Here is a 25607-nt window from a genome sequence, read left to right as displayed (position 1 = left end):
GTTATACCAATAAGGCTTTAATATTAGCAGCAAATAATTTTACCGCTATGGCTAACAAAATTACACCAAAAACTTTTCTTATAATGTTAATTCCATTTTTACCTATTAGCTTTTCGATTTTAGCTGATGTTTTAAGAACAACATAGATTACAATAACATTACAGATTACTGCAACGATAATGTTTTCAATTTCAAATTCTGCTCGAAGTGATAATAAGGTAGTTAAGCTTCCTGGTCCGGCAATAAGAGGAAATGCCAATGGAAAAACAGAAGCAGTCATTGCGCTGCCTTCATCATCTTTATAAAGTGTTATGCCTAATATCATTTCTAATGCAATAAAGAAGATGACAAAAGCACCAGCTACAGCAAATGAATTAACATCGATACCAATAAGATTCAATAAACTTTTACCCACAAAAAGAAACACAATCATAATTACACCAGCAATTAATGAGGCTTTTTCACTCTGTATATGACCAACTTTTTTGCGTAAATCTATAATGATAGGAATGTTTCCTATAATATCTATTACAGCAAACAAAACCATAAAAGCAGTAAATATTTGTTTAAATTCTAACTGCATAACTTCTGTTTTTAAAATTCGGCGCAAAGGTCTTATTTTATTGTGGATTAACAATATTAAATAACGGTAAAGTTTATTTATTTTTGTGGCATGTTTCAGTTAGGAAAAACCATAGTTTCAGAAGATATTATAGAAAAAGATTTTGTGTGCAATCTCTCGGCATGCAAGGGTGCTTGTTGTGTGGATGGAGATGCTGGTGCTCCTTTAGATGAAGAAGAAACAAAGATTTTAGATGATATCTACCCAAAAGTAAGACCTTTTTTACGCAAGGAAGGTGTTGAAGTCCTTGATGCACAAGGTGCTTGGGTAAAAACATCCTATGGAGAATTAGAAACTCCGCTTATTAATGGTGCAGAATGTGCTTATGTTATTTTTGATGATAAAAACACTGCATTATGTGGTATAGAGGAAGCCTATAACCAAGGTGAGATATCTTGGAAAAAACCTGTGTCTTGCCATCTTTATCCGATTAGAGTAAAGGATTACTCTGAATTTTCTGCAGTTAACTACGAAAAATGGGAGATTTGTGATGATGCCTGTTCTCTTGGTAAAGAATTACAAGTGCCTATTTACAAATTTGTAAAGGAAGCTTTGATTAGAAAGTTTGGTGAAGATTGGTATGCTGAGTTAGAGAAAATTGCAGAGAAAAATTTCAAATAGCCTTTTTATATAGCTAGCTTCTTTGTTTGTCTTGTTTTTATTAGTGTTTAACAAGAAAAGCATTATCGATATTTTTCTACTCATAACGAGTATTTCGTTGATACTGATATAGGTATTGGCTTTTTTTCTATATTGGTTGCTTCATCCAAAAATCGTATTCCAAATATGGAAGAAGGACCAATAATCCAAACTCAAGAATTCGCGTGTACAATATGTAAGACTTCCATGGATATAGAAGATTTGTATTGTTCAGAATGTGGTTATCCAGAAAAAGGTACTGAACGAGAAATAGCTCTATATCATGCAAGGAGAGCGATGCAGAAAAATCAGAATATGGATGCTGATAAAAAAATTAGATTAGCAAGAAATATACTGTATGTAATGGCTGGTATTGTACTTATTTTTGGTTTCTTTAGTTTTTTTGAAGATGAGGATTTAGGTGTATTGATTACCAATGCTATTCTTGGGATTATTTATTTGTTGTTGGGTGCTTGGACTTCTAAAAAGCCTTTGGCAGCGTTATTGCTTGGGTTATTTCTATTTTTAACAACCATAATTATCTCGGGCATTTTTGATCCTTCAACAATTTTAAGAGGTATTATATTTAAAATAATAATTATAGTTTACCTGGGAGTGGGTGTGTATTCTGCTTCTTCAATAAAAAAGTAAAGAGGATTTAGAATATGAGTATTGTTTGTAGTAGTTGTAATGTGGAGTTATACAGAGAAGTTAAGTTTTGCACCAGATGTGGTAAGCAACTTCTTAAAAATAATGTGGATAAGAGAACATCCTCATTAAACTTAATTATAGTTTTTTATGCAACTTTTCTGCTGTTTGCTGTTGTATCTTATTTGCTATACAACGAATACCCTCTTAATCTTTATGTTGAAATTGGTATAGAGAGTGTATTTGCACTTATGGTAGTTGCTTTCTCTTTGTTTGATTATAAGCAGATTGTAAAGCTTTATAAAATCCCTAAGTTAAACAGGAAAGTTTTAGCGTTTTCAATTGTGTTTCCCTTGTTTTCAGCAATTGTTGTTTCTTTATCTATTGGGTATTTAAACGAATCGCTCTTTGGCGTTAGTGAGAATTATTATAGTGAATATTTGTATTTAGAATACCCTTTATTATGGGCAATTCTGTTTACAGCTATTTTGCCACCAATATTTGAGGAGTTAGGATTTAGAGGGTTCTTGTTTAATAGCTTACAGAAGGTGGTTAGTGAGCGAATTACTATTATTGCAACGGCTTTTATTTTTGCGCTAATTCATTTCTCATTTATATCTTTTATTTGGATTTTTCCATTTGGATTAATTTTAGGATACATGAGGAGTAAGTACAATACACTTTGGTATAGTATTATTATTCACTTTATACACAACTTTGTTGTTTTAATGATAGATTACTACAACTTTAACTACTCTTTATTTTAGTATTAAAATTAGTAATGTAAAAACAAAAAGCACTCAACGCCGAGTTACACGCGAGAGTGCTTTTTCACCTCTATAAAAAATAATGGATTAATTAATTTGCCTCCATTAAAGCAAAAAACTTGTCAATATTAGGCATTAAGATAATACGTGTTCTACGGTTTTTAGAACGGTTTTCTCTGGTGCTGTTGTCTACCAAAGGTTGGTAGCTGCTGCGACCAGATGCTATAAGTTTTGCAGGATCTACTTTGTATTTGTGTTGTAATTTTCTAACAACAGAAGTTGCTCTTAACACACTTAAATCCCAATTGTCTTGTATCTTTTCTGTATTAATACTTCTAGAATCAGTATGACCTTCTACCATAACATCAATACTTTCTTCTGAGTTAATAACATCAGCTAACTTTTGCAAAATGTCGTCTGCTTTACTACTTATTCTATAGCTTCCAGAATTAAATAACATCTTATCTGAAATTGAAATCATTACAACAGTTTCATTGATGTTTACAGCAATATCTTCATCTTCATTAAGATCCGAACTGTTCATTGTTTTTTCAAGATTGTATTGAATAGCTAAATTCATAGAATCCTTTAAGGTCTTGGCTTCAGCCAATTTAGTAGGATCAACATTTTCTAGAGTAGTAAGCATTTTTCGTTTACTCTCATTAGACATAATAGTGCCATCTTTATGGACATCTAACTTTATGTCGTTTTCCATTGTTAAGCCTTCTACATCTTCATTTAGCGAGCTGATTTTTTCATTATATCTATCAACACGTTCTTGAATTTTAGCGAATTTGTTTTCTAGATCCTCTTTCGCTACTTGGGTTTTGGTTAGTTGGCTTTTAATCTCTCCGTTTTCTTGTTCTAAAGCCATGTATTTCTTTTTTGAAACACAAGAGTTTAAAAGAATTGTTGCTATTAAAAGCATTGAAATTTTTTTCATGTTTTTGTTTTAATTAGTTTATCTAGTATAAGTAGATATACGACTAAATGCGTGTTTTGGATGTTTAAGTGTAATAATTTTTAAAAATTGACCATAAAAAAGCCTTAGAATCTCTAAGGCTTTTGGTATAATAAAGTTTGAATTTATTCCTCTTGGTCAGAACCTACTCTAGAGTTAAGTCTTGCAGGTTTAACAGAGCTATCATGAGATTGATAATACTCTTCTAGTAGGTTCATCATGGCAGTCAATAAGTCTTTAGTTTCTAAGAGTAAACTAAAATATAACGTTGTGTTCTTAGGGCTAGATTCTTCGCTTCTTGTGCGTTCTACTTGCTTTTGTATTTTGTTTCTAACTAAGTCAAACATCTCTGTTTTAGTCTCTAACACAGCTCCAATTTGCTCAAAAGATCTAGATTCAAACGCAGTTTGTGTTGTAGCAAATAGTGTTTCGAGTTCAGAATCTAAGTCTTTAAGCTCTTTAATTTGACTAAACTTTAATTTCTTATGATTGTTATTGATGTGTTTATGGCTGGCTTTAGAGATGTAGTCTAAAGATTGTGTCATGTCTTGTAAATGACCTAGTATGTTAATATAGAAATTACTTGCCGCTACACTTGGTTCGTCTAGATTTCTTATAAAGTAGAAAATGTTATCCTTAAGATCATCAATTTCGGTTGATAATTTATCGATTTGTTTTCTATTCTTTTTTAAGAGCTTTAAATCTTGTACAGCTAAACCATTAATAGCTGACGTGTAAATCCTATTTCCGCGTTTAATAACATTAGCAATGTTAGATGCACTCTCGTGAATAACACCTTGTGTAGAACTACTTTCAGCTTTTTCAAGCTGATCTTCTTCACGCATTATTTTAGAGCTCTTACGGTGGGCCAAATAACTTCTCACTAATAAAATTACTGCTAATACTAACAATCCGGCTAAAGCATAGCCTTCTCCATGGTATAAAATAAAAGCCATGATTGCAGCAGCAACAAAAGCACTAAATGCTGTAAAAAACCATCCGCCAATAACATTTAGTACACCAGCAACTCTATACACTGCGCTTTCGCTTCCCCAAGCTCTATCTGCTAAAGACGTTCCCATGGCAACCATAAATGTAACGTAGGTTGTAGAAAGTGGTAATTTCATAGATGTAGCAATTGAAATAAGAACAGATGCTACCATTAAATTTACAGCAGCTCTTACCAAATCAAAAGCAGGTTTATCTTGCTCTTTTACAACAACATTAGGTTTTATAAACCGCTCTTTTGACCAATTTTTGTATGAATTTGGTAAGACTTTGTTTATACTCTCATTAAGACCAATAGTTAGTCTTACTATGTTTCTGGAGAGATAATTTGGTTCAAAACGTTCTTTAACTTCGTCTTGTCTTGATAGATCTACAGAAGTTTTCACTACAGCTTTAGCTTTGCTTGAAAACCATAAGGTAAGTACCATTATAAGACCAGCAATAAGCAGTAGATATGAGTTGGTTGGTACTTTACCAGCAAGCCCTTCCATACTAAACTCTGATGGTAAAACACCATTGGCTAAGAAGGCTTCATACCATTTTTGAAATGAATCATAGCCTGCAATAGGTACACCTATAAAGTTAACTAAATCATTTCCGGCAAAGGCCACAGCTAGAGCAAATGTTCCTATAATAATGATAATAGTATAAATTTTGGCATTAAATAATTTAATAGCCAACATAGAAAGTATGGTAAAGGCTAAAAAGCTTATACCTGTAAAAGTAAAAGGGCTTGTGCTTAAAAACTCCTGAGCCGAAGGTGGCATAAAAGATGCGTTTTTTAAGCCTTTTACTATAATGAAGTACATTATTGATGTTACAGCAAAGCCACTAAATATAGCACTATACCAATCTGGTTTTTCTTCAAATTTAAAAGACAATAGTAAACGAGACACATATTGAATGATAGCACCAATTGTAAAAGCAACAACAACAGATAGTAGAATACCAAGAATGATTTCAATTGCCTTTTCGTTATTTATGTAGTTACCTAAGTCTATTATAGATTTAGAGCTGTCAGCATAAATTTTGATAAGTGCAACAGCAACCGAGGCACCTAATAATTCAAATACAATAGATACCGTTGTTGAAGTAGGTAAGCCCATTGTATTAAAAAAGTCTAAGAGAAGAATATCCGTTAGCATCACAGCCATAAAAATGACCATGATCTCGTTAAACATAAATTCTCCAGGATTAAAGATGCCTTTCCTTGCAACCTCCATCATTCCACTAGAGGTCATTGCACCAACAGCAACACCAATACTGGCAACAATCATTATGGTTTTAAAAGAGACGGCTTTAGAGCCTATGGCAGAGTTTAAAAAGTTTACAGCATCATTACTTACACCAACTACTAAGTCTGCAACAGCTAGAAATGCTAATGCAGCTAGCATATAGATATAGAGGTTTTCCATTTAAAATAGTAACTATAATTGTACGCAAATTTCTTCTTTTAATTTCAACGTTATGTTACCATAATGTTATGATATACGTGTGGGTTTAAAAAAATATAGATTTGATTTTATAGTAAATACGGGAAGTTGATTAAATGTTATCTAATGTTAACGATTTTACAAATACTATATAATTGTAAATCAGTTGTTTATATGTTTAATGTTAACTTAATGTTACGTAAAAGTTGTTTAAATGTAAAATTAATGTTATGTTTGTAATGTGATTATTAATTAAAGCCCAAATGAATATGAGAAATTTAGTAATTGTTCTTATGATGTTGAGTGTAGCATTCTCTTATGCTCAAGACAATAATGAACCAAAGTTAGAAAAGAAAGGCGACTTAACTTACGTTACATATTATCATGATAATGGTGAAATAAGTCAAACAGGTGTTTTTAATGCAGATGGCAAGGTACACGGCGAGTGGAAGAGCTATGACGCAGAAGGAAATAAAGTTGCATTAGGAAATTATGAAGATGGTAAAAAAGTTGGAAAATGGTTTTTCTGGCAAGGTGAATCTTTAAAAGAAGTAGATTTTATTGATTCTAAAATTGTAAGCGTTAACCAATGGGATAACAAAACTAAGGTTGCCATTAACAACTAGTTATTATCAATAGTGTAAATAAAAAAAGCGCTCTAACATTAGAGCGCTTTTTTTATTTACAATAATTTTATAATTGCATTAGAACTTAAAAGTGTAACCCAGTGAAAACTCTGTACCTGGATTTCTTAATGAGAAAACTTGATTGTCAGTTCCATAAGATACATAGTCACTTTGACGCTCATCTCCTAATATGTTGCTAACTTTTACATCTATAGAAGAACGTTTGCTCTCACCAAAAGATTTATTAAAAGTTAAGTTTAAACTATTAAAAGGTTGTGCGTATACATCTGGTACTAAGCCAATACCAACAACATCTAAAGTTTCACCTTGAACATTATAGAATAAACCTGCTTGTAAGCCAATATCATTATTGTTATAGTCAAAACCAAAATTAATCACAAAAGGAGCTTGTCCTTGCATATCTCTTTCTCTATCAATAGTTTCTCCATCTCTTGCTGCTAATTGTCTACTGTTAAATTCATCTTCACCCATAGTTAATCGAGACTCGGTAACAGTAACGTTAGTAACAAGTCTTAAGTTGTTAAGACCTTCAGAAAGAAAACCTAAGCGTTGTCTAACTTCAAACTCAGCACCAAAAACTTGCGCATCACCAAGATTACCAACAGTAATTTGGCTTGGAGCTTGTTGAAAGAATGCTTGCTCAATAGGATCTTTAAAATCTTTGTAAAAACCACTTACTGCAAACATCTGACCATTTTCACCAAAGTACTCGTAACGTAAATCAAAGTTGTTTACGTAAGTTGGTACTAAGTTGATGTTACCAATAAATAATCGGTTTGTAATAGGGTCAAAAATCTGAGCAACAGAAGCTTCTTTGAATGAAGGACGTGCAGTTGTTCTACCATAAGAACCTCTTAAGTTAGATTTTTCGTTTAATGCATAAATCAAGTTAGCAGAAGGGAAAAAATCTACTTCATCCAAAATACTTGTTCTGTCAAAAACAGTAGTGTTATCTTGTCCTGTATAGTAAGAATTAAATGCTTCTGCTCTTACACCAATAATAGATTTAAAGCTTTCAGATATATTAAACTCAGCAGATACGTAAGTAGCACCAATATGTTGTTCACCTTCGTATGCGTCATTAGGGTTAAATGTATCAATAGAGATTAAATAAGTACCATTGTCCGTATCTGGAGTCCAAATGTTATTTGGATTTAATAATTGATTAACATCTCCACTAGCAATAAAAGAATCATCACCTTGAATATTAAACGTATAGTCATCTGTACTAAAATCTCTAAACTTGTAAGTGTACGCTCCACCAAATTTAATTTTAGCAGGACGACCAAACATTTCAACAGTTTTATCAAAATCTATTTTACCAGCCCAGTTTTCTTCTATTAAGTTTCTCCATAATTGAATTGGGAAAGTTGCAGCAGATGGACTAACAAAAAACTCACCATTGTCAGCTCTTTGTAATGGTGTAATTCTGTGCGCCTTATCCATAACTTTAGAAAAAGTCGGAGACAACTTCCATTCCATGTTAAAAGCGTTGTCCTCTGTCATACTGTTTAATCTGTGTTTACCAGTTAACAGTAAATTGGTAATAGAACGCTCTGTGTATGTAATAGAACTTTTAGTTAATGGCTCTAAACCACCACCAACACCATCCTGAGATATGGTTTGATTAAAGAAACCTGCTGCCGATTCGCCATTTTGAATGTGAAGTAAGTTTGCTTTAATTTTAGACTTATCTGTCTTATATGTTAAGCCTAACATTCCGTTAAGAATAACATTGTTAATACCTTCAGAACCTGTAGATGCTAAAGTAAAATTTAAGTCATTGTCAGAAGGGTCTGCATTATTTTTAACGTAGGCACCATCTTGTCTGTCTTCATAAAACGTAGTTTCGTTTTTGTAAGAGAAAGAAGCTTGATACCCTAATCTGTCATCACCAATATTGTATTGATTACCTAATGTGAAACCTAAATCGTAGTTCATTCCACTAGTAGATTGCTGACCTGCAAGTTCACTTAAGAATCTGCTTGTTAAAGCATTTAATAACAGTTTGTTATCAAAAGTACCAGGGATTTGTTGGTATCTGTTTATTGGTAAATTTCTTGTACCATCATCGTAACCAAAAAAATCTGTATCACTTCCTTCAGATTTTAAATATTGATCGTTAAAGTGCATATCAGGATTGTAACCTCCACCTAATGAGATAGAATATTCTCCTTTGCTAGGAAAATCTTTTGTTACAATATCAACTAAACCACCAGTAAAGTCTGCCGGATATTCTGCTGATGCTGATTTTACAACTATAACATTATCAATAATATTGGTAGGGAATAAATCCATTTGAATCGTATTACGATCTGGATCTAAACCAGGAATGTCAATGCCATTTAAAGTGGTTTTTGTATAGCGATCACCTAAACCACGGACAAAAACGTATTTATCACCTTGTATAGATACACCAGGAACACTTTTTACAGCGGCAGCAACATTACTAGCACCTGTACTTTTTATGGCTTGCGAAGACAGACCATCTAAAACTACTGCTGACTTTTTTTGAAGGTTTAAAACTGCACTTTCAGTATTTCTCTTAGTTGTAGTAGTGATGACAACCGTATCTAAAGAATTGGTTTCCATCAATACATCTAAAGTAAACACTTCATTGTTTTTTATAACAACATCTGAAATTTCTTTAGTCGCATAACCAACAAAAGAGAATACAATTGTGTAGGTGCCTTCTTCTAGCTCTAGCTCATATTTTCCATCAAAATCGGTAGTAACACCTTTTGAGGTACCTTTAACTAAAATGTTAGCAAAGGCCATAGGCTCATTGAATTCACCGTCAATTACAGTTCCACTTACTTTTCCCTGAGAAAAAGTAGTAGTTGTAGCTGAGAAAAATAAAACAAGAGCTAAGACTTTTAAAATATGTTTCATTATATTTTGATATTAATCCAATGCCTACATTGTAGACATTGGATTTATTTTTATGAATGGAAAAAAGGGTTTATTAGAATCCTAAACCACCAGCTACATTAGCGTAGGTCCAGCTTAAGCTAGAGGTGTCAGCTCCAACTGTTTGAGATCCTTCTGTTACTGCTGTTGCAGTAGATCCAAATCCTGAAACAGTAACAGTTTCAGCATTGTTTACAAAGATGTCTGTAACGTTAGTTACTCCAGTAGGTAAAACGATTTCCCAAGGGCCAAAAGTTAAGTCACCATTATTATAGTTAGTTGCAACACCATCGTTGTCTAATTCAACGTCCTTACCTGCAGGGAAACCATAAGCATAAACATTTTCAGTAAGACCTTGAGCGTTACTTCTGTAATCTGCATACTCACCATTTGAAGTAACAGAGTTACCAATAATTGTAGCGTTTCTTAAAGTAAATGCACCATTTGCAGTTCCTTCAGGACCATCGATTTCAAAAGCATGATCAGAGATATCTCCTAATACAACTACAGCATTATCAATAGTACCAGAATAAGCTTGGTCAATATCAAGAGCATCGTCACCTTGAGCCCAAACTAATAAGTTAGAAGCATCAACAGTACCACCGAAGAATTCAATACCATCATCAACATTACCAATAACTTCGATGTTATCTATAACTGTACCACTTCCAACACCACCTAAAGTAAGACCGTTGATTTCGTTACCTTCTCCAATTAAAGCTCCGCCATGACGAATAGAGATGTATCTTAAACTTCCAGAACTATCATTAGCAACTGTTCCTCCGTAAAGACCAAAAGAGTCGTCAGCAGGAATACCTTCTATTTGAGCTTCTGGAATATCACCAGAGAAAGAACAAGGAGCATTACCTAATACAATTAAACCTCCCCAAAGACCTCTGTCGTTTTCATCTAAATTTGTACCTGCAGTTTCTCCACAAGTAATATTATCTGCAGTAGATGTGAAAATGATTGGCTCGTTTGCAGATCCGTTTGCATTTAGAGTTCCACCTCTAGCTATAATTAAAGCAGAAGCTAAAGAACCAGTACCTGAAGAACCTTTAATAATAGTTCCAGGGTTAATAGTTAAAGTTGCACCAGATGGAACAACAACTTTTTGGTTTAATTGGTAGATATTGTCGTTTGTCCAAACAGTACCATCAGCAATTTCACCAGTTACAGCAATTACAGGACATTCTTCACCTGTACCACCACCTGGGTTTTGAATTATTGTAGTTTCCTCTATAATAATAGGAGTATCATCATCTTTAAAGCAACCAGTAAATACTAGTGTAGAAGCTACTAACGCGATTAAAAGTAATTTTTTCATTGAGTTAAATTTTAATAAACAATTTTTGGTTTTTATTGTGATGCAAAGAAAATGTGATATTCCTTCGAAGAGGTTACTCAATGATTAAAGTTTTGTGACCAAAAAGTTAGTTAAAGGTTAGTTCAATATTAAGTCAATTAGTGTTAAGGATACAATTTCTTAACATTAAAAAAGAAGATAATTGAAATGGGTTTTTATAAATATTTCTATATCGATTTATTTATCTTGCATTCTTAATTTTAAGATATGAACTGGGAGCAATTATTATCCTTAAGACGTTTTGGTGACGAAAACAAAAGATTGAGAAAAGAACAAGATGAAACACGTGTTGGCTTTGAAGTAGATTATGACCGTGTTATATTTTCATCAGAATTTAGAAGCTTACAAGACAAGACGCAGGTTGTTCCTTTATCTAAAACAGATTTTGTTCATACTAGGTTAACACATAGTTTAGAAGTAAGTGTGGTTGGACGATCTTTGGGAAGACAAGTAGGTAAATTACTTTTAGAAAAACATCCGCATCTAAAAAATGTACATGGTTACAAGATTAACGATTTTGGTGCCATAGTTGCAGCTGCTGCTTTAGCGCACGATATAGGTAATCCTCCATTTGGTCACTCTGGTGAAAAGGCAATAGGCGCATATTTTAAGACTGGAAGTGGAGCACAGTTCAAATCTAAATTAACAGATAAAGAATATCAAGATTTATGTGATTTTGAAGGTAATGCCAACGGTTTTAAAATCTTAACCGAAAGTAGAGCAGGAAGAATAGGTGGTCTAAGATTAAGTTATGCCACACTTGGTGCTTTTATGAAATACCCAAAGGAATCATTGCCTAAAAAACCAACAAAGCATATAGTTGATAAAAAATATGGTTTTTTTCAAAGTGAAAAAGACATGTTTAAAGAGGTTGCTACAGATTTAGGGTTAATATCCCGAAGTGAAACAGACCTGAGCTTCAACAGGCATCCTTTAGCGTATTTGGTAGAAGCTGCTGATGATATTTGTTACACCATTATAGATTTTGAAGATGGAATAAATCTTGGGTTGATTGAAGAAGATTATGCTCTGGAGTATTTAATAAAGCTTGTAAAAGGCAGAATTATAACCAAAAATTATAATGCTCTAAAAACCACTGAAGACAGAGTTAGTTATTTGAGAGCATTAGCAATTAGTACTTTAATTGATGAAGCTGCTTCCATTTTTATGAAGCATGAAGCTGATATTTTAGAGGGAAAATTTGAAACAGCACTTTTAGATGTTAGTCAATATAAAGCTCAGATAAAAGATATCATTGATTTAAGTATTAAAAAAGTATACCGATCAAAAGAAGTTATAAATAAGGAGATTGCAGGTTACGAAATTTTAAATCAGCTGTTAAATGCTTATGGAAACTTAGCGTATAATGTATACAACGACAGTTTGTCTAACTATGATAAATTGTTACAAAACCTCTTACCTGAAACGGTTAGATTATCTAGTGAATCTCTTTATAATAATCTACTTTCAGTATGCTTATTTATATCAAAATTGTCTGATACTAATGCCATGTTATTACATAAAAAACTGAAAGGTAATATCTTATAAAAATTTGCATTTCATCGAATAAATTTGTTTTTTAACGATATATTGTTTTAATTTATTTCATAATTAGCCCCAAAAAACCTACTTATGAGAAATAATATACTCGGAGGCTTAGTCATTTTTGTAGTAGTATTGACTTGCCTATTAATGCTAGACGACATATCTAACGTCCAAGATCAAGAAGTAAAAAATGATACTGTACAGATTGAGCAGGTTGAAGGAAAAACAGATTTAGCTGTTGTTGAGGATAGAGAGTAGTTGTTCTACTTTCTTTTTAATTGAAGTGGAATCCAGCTGTTGTAATTGTTGCAATTGCAACACAGAGCCATGCTCAATAAATTTATCTTCAATTCCTAAAACTTCAATATGATGTTTGTATCTATGTGTATTAGCAAAAGCTAAAATAGTACTCCCAAAACCACCTACGATGGTGCCATCTTCTATGGTAACAATAGTTTTGTGTGTGTTAAAAATTTCATGTAGCAACGTTTCATCCAGAGGCTTAACAAATTGCATGTCATAATGCGAAGCATCTAAATCTGTAATAGCATCTTCAACATGTTTTGCCATAGTACCAATAGATAATATGGCTACATCTTTTCCTTTTTTAAGGCATTCGCCTTTACCTATTTTAATGGTTTTATAAGGTAGTTTCCATTCTAAAAGATGACCTCTACCACGTGGATAGCGTATGGCAATTGGGAAATCAATTCCTAACTGAACAGTGTACATTATGTTTCGTAAAGCAATGGCATCTCTTGGTGCAAAAATTACCAAATTGGGTACACAATTAAGATAAGCTAAGTCAAAAACACCATGATGCGTTGCGCCATCTTCGCCAACTAAGCCAGCTCTGTCCAAACAAAACACTACAGGTAAATTTTGCAACGCTACATCATGTATAATCTGGTCGTAAGCACGTTGCAAAAAGGTAGAGTAGATATTACAAAACGGAATTAATCCTCGTGTCGCCATACCTGCTGCAAGAGTAACAGCATGTTGTTCTGCAATACCAACATCAAAAGCACGATTAGGAAATACTTCCATCATATATTTTAATGAACTTCCTGTTGGCATAGCTGGTGTAATACCAATAATTTTTTCGTTGTTTCTGGCAAGTTCTACAATGGTTTCACCAAAAACATCTTGATATTTTGGAGGCTCAATAGTGCTAGATTTTGCAATAAGTTCACCAGTTTTTGCGTCAAATTTACCAGGTGCATGGTATTTTACTTGGTCGGCTTCTGCTTGTTTTAGCCCTTTACCTTTTGTGGTAATTACGTGCAAAAACTTTGGACCTTTTACTGTTTTTAATCGCTCTAGTTCAGAAATTAATAATGATAAGTCATGACCATCAATAGGACCAGAATAGTTAAAGTTTAAAGCTTCAAAAATATTATCTTGTTTTTGAGTGCCCTTTTTTACATTGGTTAAGTACTGTTTTAGGGCACCAACACTTGGATCTATACCAATAGCATTATCATTAAGAATAACCAATAGGTTAGCATCTGTAACTCCAGCATGGTTAAGACCTTCAAAAGCCATTCCGCTTGCAATAGAAGCATCACCAATAACCGCAATATGGTGTTTGTTTTCACCTTTTAGTTGTGAAGCAATAGCCATACCTAAAGCTGCTGAAATTGAAGTTGAAGAGTGTCCAACTCCAAAGGTATCATAATCACTTTCACTTCGTTTTGGAAAACCGCTAATACCATTAAGTTGTCTGTTGGTTTCAAAACGATCTTTTCTTCCGGTTAAAATTTTATGACCATAAGCTTGGTGACCAACATCCCAAATTAATAAATCTTCAGGTGTGTTAAAGGAGTAATGTAGTGCAATAGTCAATTCTATAACACCTAAACTAGCGCCAAGATGCCCTTCTTTTGTGGCCACAACGTTGATGATAAACTCACGTAATTCTTTAGCTACTTGAGGTAAATCCTCAGCTTTGAGTTGACGTAAGTCTTCAGGTAAGTTTATATGTTTTAAAAGTGAATTTTGCACCAAGCAAAAATACGAGTTTTTCTAGTCTTCAATTACAAAAATTATGGGCAGATTATAGACTACAGAAATTGCCTTACCTCTTTGCTTACCAGGTTTAAATTTTGGTAATAAATTTATAACGCGTTTGGCTTCAGCCTCAAAAAGAGGATGAGGCGCTCTTACTTTTATATTTTCTACTTCTCCAGTTTCGTTTATGGTGAACTGAGTGAATATTCTTTGTTTACCGTGGAGATCAAGAAAACTTTGAGGAGCCTTAAAGTTTTCCTTTACGATTTCTTGGATGCGATCTGAAAAGTAAGTTTTCTTTTCTTTGATGGTTAATTGTTTTGGAGTATCCAAAAATTCTGGTGGTTGCTCAATACTCACAAAACCTATAATTGAATTGTCTGTGTCTGTATCCAACTCCATTTTTCCCATAATTATAGGTTCTATAATGCTGTCGTTTTTTGTTGGTAATGCACATTCTTTAGGTTTTTTGACATTTAGTGAATCTAAGCCATTACTGCTAATTGAATCAATTGCAACTTCACCAGTTTCAACAATAACCAAACCGAGAAAATCTGGTTCTGGTGCCGTTTGGATTTTTTTCGGTGATTGTATAGCTATTGAATCATCTTTTTTTATCAACTCTTTTTGAGGCTCATCAATAATAGAATCTTTAACTTTCGCCTTAGTTTCTACAACTTCTACACTTTCAATTTTCTTTTTTTGTCCGTTTTCATCTTCACAACTAAACAACGTCATTCCCATAGAAATTAAAAGTGCCAAAAGAAACAATCGATGGAAACTTTGATTTTGATGAATTACAGCTTCAGGAATTCTTAAGTTGATACTATCAAGTTGACTTTGTTTTATATGGCCACAAATGCGTTGGTCTTTATTATTATGCAAGTAATCCTGAATAGCATCAGGACTCATTTTTGTAAAATCCACAACGGTTTTAGTACACGATTTACAAAATCGACCTTTTTCGTTTGGTGTCATTTTAGACCAGTCCTCATGGCATGGTTTTGGGATAGAAATAGAATAGTGAGTACTCATAATTAATAGCTTTCTGTTATTTCATCAAAATTCTTGCCGTAATAGAATTTAATGATTTTTGAAATCGTATTTTTACAATAATGATAAAGCCATTTGACGATACATATTATATGAAAAAAGCCCTTCAGGAGGCTGAGGTTGCTTATGAAAAAGGTGAAATTCCTGTTGGAGCTGTTGTTGTGGTAGAAGATAGAATTATAGCCAGAACGCATAATCTCACAGAGTTGCTAAATGATGTTACAGCGCATGCAGAAATGCAGGCGATAACTTCTGCAGCTAATTTTTTAGGTGGAAAATATTTAATCAAATGTACATTGTACGTTACGTTAGAGCCTTGCCAAATGTGTGCTGGTGCATTGTACTGGAGCCAGATTTCAAAAATAGTTTATGGAGCTTCAGACGAACAACGTGGTTTTACGGCTATGGGAACCAAATTACACCCTAAAACTAAAGTTGTTAGTGGAGTTTTAGCAGAAGAAGCTTCAGAATTGATGAAGCGATTTTTTATTGAAAAACGAAATTTGAATTAAAACAAAGATCTATGCATAAGTTAATGGGAATTGTAATTTTACTGTTTGCCTTAAACTGTAAATCAGCAGAAAATCAAGCAAAAATGAAGCAAGAAAATATTATTCTTATTGGAAAAGGTAACCTATATGGCTCTGGTGCTGAAGGCGTAGAGAAACAGAATTTAGTAATTACAACTACAGAAGAATGGAAGGATCTACTTAATAAAATTAATGCTGCCAATAAGGTTTCTGATAGTTTTTCAGAAACAGATATTGACTTTTCTGAGTATACTGTAATTGCTGTTTTTGATGAGATAAAGAATTCAGGTGGACATAGCCTAAATCTGGCTATTCAAGAAACTAAGGAGAAAATTTTAGTAGAGGTGTTGAGAAAAGGGCCAAATGGTATAGCAACTTCGGTAATGACGCAACCTTATTATATTGTAAAAATTCCTAAACCTAGTTTGCCAATAGTTTTTGAATAAAAAAAACGCCCAACCAAAGGTTGAGCGTTGCACTAAAAATAAAGTATATCTCTTAAAGGATGCTTACGTTTGCAGCAACCATTCCTTTTCTGCCTTCTTCTTCTGTGTACTCTACATTGTCACCTTCGCGTAACTCTACGCCATTAAGGTTTGATACGTGAACGAAGATGTCTTTTCCTGTTTCTTCGTTTGTAATGAATCCAAATCCTTTTGAATCATTGAAAAATTTAACTGTTCCAGTCATTATAAAAAAATAAAAAATTAAAGCCCAAAGGTAAGGTATTAATCGACGCGCAAGGTTAATAAATCGTTTTATTTTAAAATATTGAAAATTAATAAGTTACTTAATACTTGTTTTCTCTTTGGTTTTCGCGCATTTTCGCAAGGTTTTCCTTAGTTAGCATATAGTCTTTAGCGTCTTTTCCTTTCCATCTGTAGTAAGAAAATAATGGAAAAACAACCAAAAATAATCCCAATACTCCAAAGCCTATGAGTTTTTCAGAGTAGTCAACCTCTAAAATTAATCCGCAAACAATGCTACCTAATGAGGCCAAAAAAGCTATAAGTGTGATAATATGAATAGGTTTCATTATTTTAAATTTCTAGGACGTAAAATTAATCAATTCGCGACGGTAAGCTGTTAAAAGCTTAGATTTTGATACAAAACCATAATATTTATCATCTCTGATTACAGGTAAATTCCAGGCTTTTGAGCGTTGAAATTTTTTCATCACCTTTTCCATAGAATCCTCTTCATAGTAGATGATTTCTGGTGGTTTTTGCATAAAGGTTTCAACTGTAGTTGAATTGTATAGTGTTTGGTCAAACATTACAGACCTTATGTTATCTAGTAAAATGATGCCTATAAAGTTCTTTTCATTATCAGTAACAGGAAACAAATTTCGGTTCGATTTAGAAACACCATTTTTCAGCATTTCTCCCAATGTCATGTCTGGGTGTAGTTCTACAAAATTTTGTTCAATAACAGAATCTAACTTCATTAATGTGAGTACGCTTTTGTCTTTATTTTGAGTGAGAAGCGCACCTTTTTCTAATAATTCTTTAGTGTAAATAGTGTGGTCTAAACCATTTTTGTTAATGATAAAAGACATGGAGGCTGTTATCATCAAAGGTACAAAGAGTTGATATCCACCAGTAATTTCAGCAATTAAGAAAATGGCAGTTAATGGAGCATGCAGTACACCTGCAATAAGACCAGCCATACCAATTAATGTAAAATTAGCTTCAGACACATTAAAACCTAAACCACAGTTATTAATGACTTTGGCAACTACATTTCCTAAGGCACTTCCCATCACTAAGGTCGGAATGATAATTCCGCCAGTTCCACCTGCAGCAAATGTTGTGGTCATGGCAATGGCTTTAAAAATGGTAATGCCAAATAAAAGTCCGATAACGATCCAGATATTGTCTAAATGCGAATCAAAAGGTGTATTACCTAAAGCTTCAATATCGTTACCAATTAAAAGGTTGTTGATGAATCCAAAACCTTCACCATAAAGTGGAGGAATAAAAAAGAGCATAACACCAATAGCCAAACCACCAACAATTAATTTTTGTCTAGCGGATTTAAACCGATTAAATATTGACGTAACTCCGAAGTAAATTTTTGAAAAATAGATAGAAGCAACACCAGTTCCTATTCCTAAAAGGATGTAAAATAGTGTATCCTTAATTACAAATTTATCTGAAACGCTAAACTCAAATAATACACTATCTCCCAGAAAAAAGTAGGATGTAATTACAGAAGATACTGAAGCCATCAATAAAGGTAAGAGTGAAGCAAATGTTAGGTCTAAACTAAAAACTTCAATAGCAAAAATAATTGCGGCAATTGGCGACTTAAAAATAGAAGCAATTGCACCTGCTGCTGCACAGGCAATTAATAAGCTTCTGGTTTTTCTATCAATATGCAATAGTCTGCTAAAGTTAGAGCTTAATGCAGAAGCCGAAGCAATAGCTGGTCCTAACAATCCTACCGAACCACCAAAACCTACGGTTAATGGAGCTGTAATTAAAGGATAGTATATCTTTTTCTTATTTATAATGCCATCTCTTTTAGATAAGGCAAAAAGGATGGATGGAATGGCATGTTCGCTTGGTTGTTTTGAAATGTATTTTACAAACAAGTAAACCAAAAACAAACCAACTATTGGTAAAATAAAATAGATGCTATTTTCTGAAAGAATAATACCTTTTTCAAAAATAGCTTCAATAGCAAAGGTGATATTTTTAATGAAAACAGAAATCAATCCAGCTAATAAACCAATGATGAGGCTTAGTAAAAAAATAAAGTTCTTTTCGGAGACATGTTTGTATCTCCAAATGAGTAATCGCTTTAAAAAGATGGACTTCGTTGGCATAGTTTAAAGCTAACAAAAAATCCTGCAAGAAGCAGGATTTAATATTTATGATTTTAAATTCAATTTTAAATTGAGTTCCTGCAATTGTTCATCATCTATTGGTGCAGGTGCATCTATCATTACATCTCTACCAGAATTGTTTTTTGGGAAAGCGATGAAATCTCTAATCGTTTCTTGTCCACCTAAAATAGCAACAAGTCTATCCAAACCAAAAGCAATACCACCATGTGGAGGTGCACCATATTCAAAAGCATCCATTAAGAAACCAAATTGCGCTCTGGCTTCTTCTTCAGAAAATCCTAAGTGTTTTAGCATAATCGCTTGTATTGCTTTATCGTGAATACGAATAGAACCACCACCAATTTCGTTACCATTTAATACTAAATCGTAAGCATTAGCCTTTACTTCACCTGGTTTAGAATCTAATAATTCTAATTGTCCTGGTTTTGGAGACGTAAATGGATGGTGCATAGCGTGATAGCGCTCAGTATCTTCATCCCATTCTAAAAGTGGGAAATCCATAACCCAAAGTGGAGCAAATTCATCTGACTTACGTAAGCCAAGACGTTCTGCTAATTCCATACGTAAAGCACTTAATTGTGCTCTCACTTTATTGGTGTCTCCTGAAAGTACACAAATTAAATCGCCTGCTTTAGCACCTGTAACTTCTGCCCATTTTGCTAAATCGTCTTGATCGTAGAATTTGTCTACTGAAGATTTAAAAGTACCATCTTCGTTACAACGACAATACACCATACCTAAAGCACCAACCTGTGGACGCTTTACCCAATCAATAAGTTTGTCTATTTCTTTTCTGGTGTATGCATTTCCGCCTGGTACTGCGATACCAACAACCAATTCTGCTGAATTAAATACGTTAAAATCTTTGTGCTGTGCTACGTCGTTTAACTCACCAAACTCCATTCCGAATCTAATGTCTGGTTTGTCGTTTCCGTACAAACGCATAGCGTCATCGTATAACATTCTTGGGAATTTATCAACCTCTACTCCGTTGATTTCTTTAAGTAAATGACGTGTTAACCCTTCAAACGTATTTAAAATATCTTCTTGTTCTACAAACGCCATTTCGCAGTCTATTTGTGTAAACTCTGGCTGACGGTCTGCACGAAGATCCTCATCTCTAAAACATTTTACAATCTGAAAATATTTATCCATGCCACCAACCATAAGCAACTGCTTAAAGGTTTGTGGAGATTGTGGTAAGGCGTAAAACTGACCTTCGTTCATACGAGAAGGTACCACAAAATCTCGAGCACCTTCTGGTGTAGATTTTATTAAATATGGTGTTTCAACTTCAATAAAACCATCGTTAGAAAGATAATTTCTAACAGCTTGAGCTACTTTGTGTCTAAAAACTAAACTGTTTTTTACAGGATTACGACGAATATCTAAGTAACGATATTTCATACGCAAATCATCTCCACCATCAGTTTCATCTTCAATAGTAAATGGAGGTGTTTTAGAGCCGTTAAGAACGTTTAATTCTGAAACTAAAATCTCAACGTCACCTGTAGGAATATTAGGGTTTTTAGAGGTACGCTCTTGTACTTTTCCTTTGACCTGAATTACAAATTCGCGCCCTAATTTTTGAGCGGTTTCCATAAGTGCTTTGGAGCTTTGATCTTCATCAAAGTAAAGCTGTGTTATACCATAACGGTCTCTAAGATCTACATAGATCATAAAACCTTTATCTCTAACTCCTTGTACCCAACCTGCTAGTGTAACTTCTGTATTGTTGTGAGTGGCTCTTAATTCTCCACAATTATGACTTCTGTACATATTCAAAAATTAATCCTGCAAATTTAATCAACTTAAGGGATAAAAAAATAAAAAGCCTCAACAATTGTTGAGGCCTTCTCGCTATTAATCAATGTACTCTTATTCAAGTACAAGGGTGTCTTCATCTGAAGTGTCAAAATCTTCATTTGAACTAAATTTAGATTTTAACCACATCTTGAATGCTGTTGATAAGTAGAAAAGAACTGGTACTACTATTAATGTTAAGAACGTGGCTATAATTAGGCCATAGATTACTGTCCAAGCTAATGGTCCCCAAAATATAACGTTGTCACCACCAAAATAAATATTGGCATCAAACTCACTTACAAATGTAAAGAAGTTGATGTTTAATCCAATCGCTAATGGAATTAACCCTAAAATAGTTGTAATTGCAGTTAACAATACTGGTCTTAAACGTGCCTTACCAGCTTTGATGATTTGTTGTAGCAATTCGTCTTTTGGTAAATATTCAGACATATCTAAGTCTAATTCATTTTTACGTCTATCAATTAATAATTGCGCATAATCTAGCAGTACCACACCATTATTTACAACGATACCTGCCAGAGAAATGATACCCATCATTGTCATTAATATTACGAATGAATCGCCAGTAATTACAATACCGCCAAATACACCAATTAAGCTCAAGAAAATCGCAATCATTATAATCGCAGGCTTAGATACAGAGTTGAATTGGAAAATTAAGATGAAGAAAATCAACCCTAATCCTGTAAAGAACGCACTCATTAAAAATGCCATTTCCTTGTTTTGTTCTTCGATTTGACCTGTGTAATCTATTTTGATATTCGATGGCAGACCATCAAAATTTTTCATTTCATTCTGAATTTGACTAACTACTGCACCAGCATCAGTGTAGCCAGGTGCTAATGCCGAATAGACGGTAACTACACGTTTAGTTTCGTTATGTTTAATAGCACTGAAACCTGAGTTATTTCTTTGATTAGCAACTGTTGAAACAGGAACTTCTTTTATTTGACCAGAAGCCATATCTCTGAACACTATATTTTGATTAAATAGTGCACTAGTGTTATAACGTAAATCTTCATTAAAACGAACATAGATATCAAAATCGTCACCATCTTCTTTGTAAATACCAGCCTTAGCACCAAATAAAGAATTACGCAACTGTTGCCCAACTTGACCAGTACTTACGCCAAGTTCACCAGCCTTTTCGCGATCAACAACTACTTGCATTCCTGGTTTAGACTTGTTAACGTCTATCTTAAGCTCGTCTATTGCTGAAATATTCTTTGAATTTATGTAATCTCTCATTCGCTCCGCTACAGCAATAAGTTCGTCATAATCATTTCCTTGTAATTCAATATTTACAGGAGGTCCTGCTGGTGGTCCGTTGGCATCTTTTTCCACTGAAATTAAGACGCCAGGATAAATTCCAGATAATGCTTCTTGCACTTTTTTACGCAATTCTTCACTATCTTTTCCTTTTCGAAATTTATACTCACGCATTGAGGCTGTAATTTTTCCTTTATGTGGCATCTCTGCAGTAGATCCACCATCGGTTTGAGGATTTCCGGCTCCTTCACCTACTTGTGATACTGAGCTTTCTACCATAAAGTTTTCGCCATCTGCAATATATTCGTCATCATATAGGATGTCGTAGACTTTGCCTTCTATTTCTTTAGTAATTTCATTAGTTTTTTTGATATCTGTACCTTCAGGATATTCGATATAAACAATGATTTGATTCGGTTTGTTATCTGGGAAGAACTCTATTTTAGTTCTTTGACTAGCAACAGAAGCACCAAAACTTCCAAAGGCTAAAAAGAATAACACAAAACTTCCTATGGCTATAATTTGTGGCCACCATCCTTTAAATGAACCTTTTAATGTACTTTCATAAAGATTTTCAAGACGTACTAATGTCTTAGTTTGAAAATTATAAGCAGCTTTTCTTAGTATTAATCGGTAAACCCATAGCATTATAGCTGTAAAAATCATTACAGTTCCCAATCCTCTATAAGTTCCTCCAAATAGTAATATCAGCAGACCTATTCCACCTACTATTGATGTGATATAAATAATTCGCTTAAGTGGCATTTCTTTGTCTTCAATAGTCATAAATTGAGATACTAAAACCGAATTGAAGAATATTGCTACAACTAATGAAGAACCTAATACAACACCTAAGGTTTTAGGGAAATATACCATAAACTGACCCATTAATCCTGGCCATAAACCAAGCGGAATAAATGCAGCTACCGTCGTTGCAGTTGAAATAATGATTGGAAAAGCAATCTCTCCAATACCTTTTTTAGCAGCTTCTTTACGCGATAAACCTTCTTGCTCCATTAAACGATAAACGTTTTCAACAAGTACAATACCATTATCTACAAGCATCCCAAGACCCATAATTAGTCCGAAGAGAATCATAGTGTTCATTGTAAAGCCCAAGAGGTTTAATATCATTAAGGACATAAACATTGACATTGGTATGGCAAACCCAACAAAAAGGGCATTTTTAAAACCAAGGAAAAACATTAATACCGTTACAACTAGGATAATACCAAAGATGATGTTGTTTACTAAATCATCTACTTGGCCAATTGTTTTTGAAGACTGGTCATTTGCAATAGTAATACGTAAATTAGTAGGGAGAACATTGGCTTTTGCATCTGCTACAATTTTTTCGATTTTTTCGGCAGCAGCTACCATATTTTTACCTGAACGCTTTTTTACATCTAGCATTACAACGGCATCGCTTTCTCCTTTTTCAGGAATATATTCTCTTGCATATGTTGTTCTGTCTTTTGGTCTAAATGTTATTGTTGCAATATCCTTTAAGTAAATAGGATTGTTATTCTCTGCTTTAACAACAAAGTCTTGTAAATCTTGTGGATTTTCAATTTCGCCAAGTATTCTAATGGTACGACGTTGTCCACTTGTAATAAGGTTACCTGCAGACATTGTCATATTACCATTTCCAATAGCACCAATGATATCATCAAAGTTTACTTTAGATGCCATCATCTTATAGACATCCACAGCGACTTCAACTTCTTTTTCTTGTGCACCTCTAATATCTACTTGTTTAATTTCTTCTAAATCCTCAATTTCATCTTCGAGATACTCACCAAATTCCTTAAGACGTTCTACAGTATAATCGCCAGAAATATTGATATTAAGAATTGGCATTTCTTCAGAAAGACTCAATTCAAACACATTAGGCTCTACCTTGGCACCATTAAAGGTCGGCCAATCTTCACCAGCAGTTTCTGAGTCTATTTCATCTTTAACTTTTTGTTTTGCTGCATCTACGGAAATATCCTCATCAAACTCCACAATAACCATAGAATAATCTTCTTGCGATGTCGATGTAATCTCAACAACATTACTAACATTCTTAAGTTTGTCTTCTATTGGGTCTGTGATTAATTTTTCTATATCCTCAGCCGTATTACCAGGATAAAGTGAACTAATGTAAATTTTAGTTTCTCTAATTTCTGGAAAACTTTCTCTTGGCATACTAAAATATGCAGAAGCTCCTAAGAAGAGTATTAAAATTATGGCCACATACATTGTGGTTTTATTGTTTATGGCCCAAGACGATAAACCAAATTCCTTATCGACGTTCTTTTTTTCTTTTTTCTTTTTTGCCATTGGTTGGTGTATTATTGGTCGTTGGAATTTTTAGAGTTGATAACTTTAACAGTTTGTCCGTCTTTAACACTACGAGCACCTTCTTGTACTATTTCTACATTACCTTCAATCCCAGATAATACTTCAATTAAGTCACCTTGAGTCTTACCAGTTTTTATAATAACTTGTTTTGCAGTTGCTTTATCTTCATTTCTGTCTGTAATTGTGTAAATGTATTGTTCGCCATCAGCATTTTCTGAAATAATACTTTGTGGTATTAATATAGCCTTATCGTTAGTGTAATCATTGATTTTTAGACGAGCAGTTAAGTTTGGTTTTATGCTTCCATCTTTGTTTGGTACTGCAATTTCTACATCAAAAGTTCTGTTGGCAGGATTTATAAAATTGCCAGTTTGTCTAATTTGAGATGTAAGCGTTTTTCCTAAAACAGGAAATGTGACTTCAACAGTTTTTCCCTTTGTAATGCTAGTGATGTAACTTTCAGGTATGTCGGTTTTAATGTACATATCACTTAAGTTAACCAATCGCATTAATGGTGTTTGACCAGCTGCAGCGACATTTCCTTCTTCTGTTATAACGTCATCTATAACACCAGAGAATGGAGCTCTAACACTATTTTTACCTAATTGCTGATTTATTTGAGCTATACTTTTCTGTAAGCCTTCGTATTGCGATTTTGCTTGTAAATATTGAATTTCACTTCCAATTTTTTGATCCCATAGACGCTTTTGACGTTCAAAAGTAGTCTTTGCTAAATCTGCTTGAATCTCTAACTGTGCTTTTTGTTGACTTAAACCACCATCATCAATACTGGCTAATAAATGCCCTTTGCCAACTTTCTGACCTTCTTTTACATAAATACGAGTTATAATACCATTAGATTCGGGTGTAATAACAATATTTTGTTTTGTTTCAACGCTTCCTTGAAGTTCTAAGTAATGTACGAACTCTTCTGTCTCAGCCTTAAACGTTGTAATTAAAGGCACGTTACGGTCTGGACTTATACTCTGAAGTTTTTCGTCTAATTGCTTAATTTGAACAGCAAGCGCTTGTTGCTCGTCTACTAATTCGTCTTTTCTTTTTTGAATAGCTTCTGCATTGTTAGATGCTACTAGCTCTTCTACCGATTGCTTTTTCTCTCCAGAACAAGCTGCCAATATTGAAGCTAAAATGATTAAACTAAATATTTTTTTCAT

21 protein-coding genes are annotated in these 25607 nt (G+C 33.6%); 8 read left to right on the top strand and 13 right to left on the bottom strand.

What is annotated here, in order from left to right; all coding sequences use genetic code 11:
* Position 1: 1 nt before the first annotated feature.
* Entirely contained in the window at positions 2-583 is a 582-nt protein-coding gene (locus V1468_RS03150; RefSeq protein ID WP_331808799.1) for a MarC family protein, read from the bottom strand.
* A 90-nt stretch (positions 584-673) separates the two neighbouring features.
* Here V1468_RS03150 and V1468_RS03145 point away from each other — a divergent pair, with 90 nt between their 5' ends.
* From V1468_RS03145 to V1468_RS03135, 3 genes are all read left to right on the top strand, one after another.
* Positions 674-1243, top strand: coding sequence for a DUF3109 family protein (locus V1468_RS03145; protein ID WP_331808798.1), 570 nt, complete (start codon positions 674-676; stop codon positions 1241-1243).
* Between the two features lie 165 nt (positions 1244-1408).
* Positions 1409-1912 (top strand): hypothetical protein, encoded by a 504-nt coding sequence (locus V1468_RS03140; RefSeq protein ID WP_331808797.1) that lies wholly within the window; start codon positions 1409-1411, stop codon positions 1910-1912.
* Between the two features lie 14 nt (positions 1913-1926).
* Positions 1927-2676 carry a CPBP family intramembrane glutamic endopeptidase gene (locus V1468_RS03135; protein WP_331808796.1) on the top strand — a complete coding sequence of 250 codons (750 nt, stop codon included), beginning with the start codon at positions 1927-1929 and terminating at the stop codon, positions 2674-2676.
* A gap of 91 nt (positions 2677-2767) precedes the next feature.
* On the opposite strand, the gene V1468_RS03130 is transcribed toward V1468_RS03135, so the two are convergent.
* Positions 2768-3619, bottom strand: coding sequence for an OmpA/MotB family protein (locus V1468_RS03130; protein ID WP_331808795.1), 852 nt, complete (start codon positions 3617-3619; stop codon positions 2768-2770).
* A 143-nt stretch (positions 3620-3762) separates the two neighbouring features.
* Entirely contained in the window at positions 3763-6060 is a 2298-nt protein-coding gene (locus V1468_RS03125; RefSeq protein WP_331808794.1) for an inorganic phosphate transporter, read from the bottom strand.
* 287 nt (positions 6061-6347) lie between these two features.
* On the opposite strand from V1468_RS03125, the gene V1468_RS03120 reads away from it, so the two are divergent.
* Complete coding sequence (locus V1468_RS03120) at positions 6348-6704, top strand: toxin-antitoxin system YwqK family antitoxin (RefSeq protein WP_331808793.1); 357 nt, start codon at positions 6348-6350, stop codon at positions 6702-6704.
* A 78-nt stretch (positions 6705-6782) separates the two neighbouring features.
* On the opposite strand, the gene V1468_RS03115 is transcribed toward V1468_RS03120, so the two are convergent.
* Positions 6783-9617, bottom strand: a complete 2835-nt coding sequence (locus V1468_RS03115) for a TonB-dependent receptor (RefSeq protein WP_331808792.1) — start codon at positions 9615-9617, stop codon at positions 6783-6785.
* Positions 9618-9690: 73 nt separating this feature from the next.
* The gene (locus tag V1468_RS03110) at positions 9691-10962 is read right to left on the bottom strand and encodes a hypothetical protein (RefSeq protein ID WP_331808791.1); all 1272 of its coding nucleotides are present in this window, start codon (positions 10960-10962) and stop codon (positions 9691-9693) included.
* Between the two features lie 246 nt (positions 10963-11208).
* Here V1468_RS03110 and V1468_RS03105 point away from each other — a divergent pair, with 246 nt between their 5' ends.
* Together V1468_RS03105 and V1468_RS03100 are read left to right on the top strand one after the other, a co-directional pair.
* Complete coding sequence (locus V1468_RS03105; protein WP_331808790.1) at positions 11209-12549, top strand: deoxyguanosinetriphosphate triphosphohydrolase; 1341 nt, start codon at positions 11209-11211, stop codon at positions 12547-12549.
* Between the two features lie 84 nt (positions 12550-12633).
* Positions 12634-12804 (top strand): hypothetical protein, encoded by a 171-nt coding sequence (locus V1468_RS03100; protein ID WP_331808789.1) that lies wholly within the window; start codon positions 12634-12636, stop codon positions 12802-12804.
* Here V1468_RS03100 and V1468_RS03095 read toward each other — a convergent pair.
* Positions 12778-14550, bottom strand: coding sequence for a 1-deoxy-D-xylulose-5-phosphate synthase (locus V1468_RS03095; protein ID WP_331808788.1), 1773 nt, complete (start codon positions 14548-14550; stop codon positions 12778-12780). The two genes, V1468_RS03100 and V1468_RS03095, sit on opposite strands and share 27 nt — an antisense overlap.
* A 21-nt stretch (positions 14551-14571) precedes the next feature.
* On the bottom strand, positions 14572-15591 hold the full coding sequence (locus tag V1468_RS03090; RefSeq protein WP_331808787.1) for an energy transducer TonB: 1020 nt from the start codon (positions 15589-15591) through the stop codon (positions 14572-14574).
* A gap of 80 nt (positions 15592-15671) precedes the next feature.
* On the opposite strand from V1468_RS03090, the gene V1468_RS03085 reads away from it, so the two are divergent.
* Together V1468_RS03085 and V1468_RS03080 are read left to right on the top strand one after the other, a co-directional pair.
* A complete protein-coding gene (locus V1468_RS03085; RefSeq protein WP_331808786.1) occupies positions 15672-16121 on the top strand; it encodes a nucleoside deaminase in 450 nt (149 codons plus the stop codon).
* Between the two features lie 11 nt (positions 16122-16132).
* Complete coding sequence (locus V1468_RS03080) at positions 16133-16585, top strand: protease complex subunit PrcB family protein (protein ID WP_331808785.1); 453 nt, start codon at positions 16133-16135, stop codon at positions 16583-16585.
* A 52-nt stretch (positions 16586-16637) separates the two neighbouring features.
* On the opposite strand, the gene V1468_RS03075 is transcribed toward V1468_RS03080, so the two are convergent.
* The 6 genes from V1468_RS03075 to V1468_RS03050 form a co-directional block, all read right to left on the bottom strand.
* On the bottom strand, positions 16638-16829 hold the full coding sequence (locus tag V1468_RS03075) for a cold-shock protein (RefSeq protein ID WP_138432774.1): 192 nt from the start codon (positions 16827-16829) through the stop codon (positions 16638-16640).
* Between the two features lie 100 nt (positions 16830-16929).
* A complete protein-coding gene (locus V1468_RS03070) occupies positions 16930-17175 on the bottom strand; it encodes a hypothetical protein (protein WP_331808784.1) in 246 nt (81 codons plus the stop codon).
* 12 nt (positions 17176-17187) lie between these two features.
* Complete coding sequence (locus tag V1468_RS03065; RefSeq protein ID WP_331808783.1) at positions 17188-18969, bottom strand: chloride channel protein; 1782 nt, start codon at positions 18967-18969, stop codon at positions 17188-17190.
* 45 nt (positions 18970-19014) lie between these two features.
* Positions 19015-20769 carry an aspartate--tRNA ligase gene (gene aspS / locus V1468_RS03060; RefSeq protein WP_331808782.1) on the bottom strand — a complete coding sequence of 585 codons (1755 nt, stop codon included), beginning with the start codon at positions 20767-20769 and terminating at the stop codon, positions 19015-19017.
* Between the two features lie 99 nt (positions 20770-20868).
* Positions 20869-24411 carry an efflux RND transporter permease subunit gene (locus tag V1468_RS03055; RefSeq protein ID WP_331808781.1) on the bottom strand — a complete coding sequence of 1181 codons (3543 nt, stop codon included), beginning with the start codon at positions 24409-24411 and terminating at the stop codon, positions 20869-20871.
* Positions 24412-24422: 11 nt separating this feature from the next.
* Positions 24423-25607, bottom strand: a complete 1185-nt coding sequence (locus V1468_RS03050) for an efflux RND transporter periplasmic adaptor subunit (protein WP_331808780.1) — start codon at positions 25605-25607, stop codon at positions 24423-24425.

This window comes from Winogradskyella poriferorum, from assembly GCF_036553625.1.
Lineage (GTDB): Bacteria > Bacteroidota > Bacteroidia > Flavobacteriales > Flavobacteriaceae > Winogradskyella > Winogradskyella poriferorum.
Note: the sequence above shows the minus strand (reverse complement) of the source record. Positions and strands in the feature narration are given on the sequence as shown.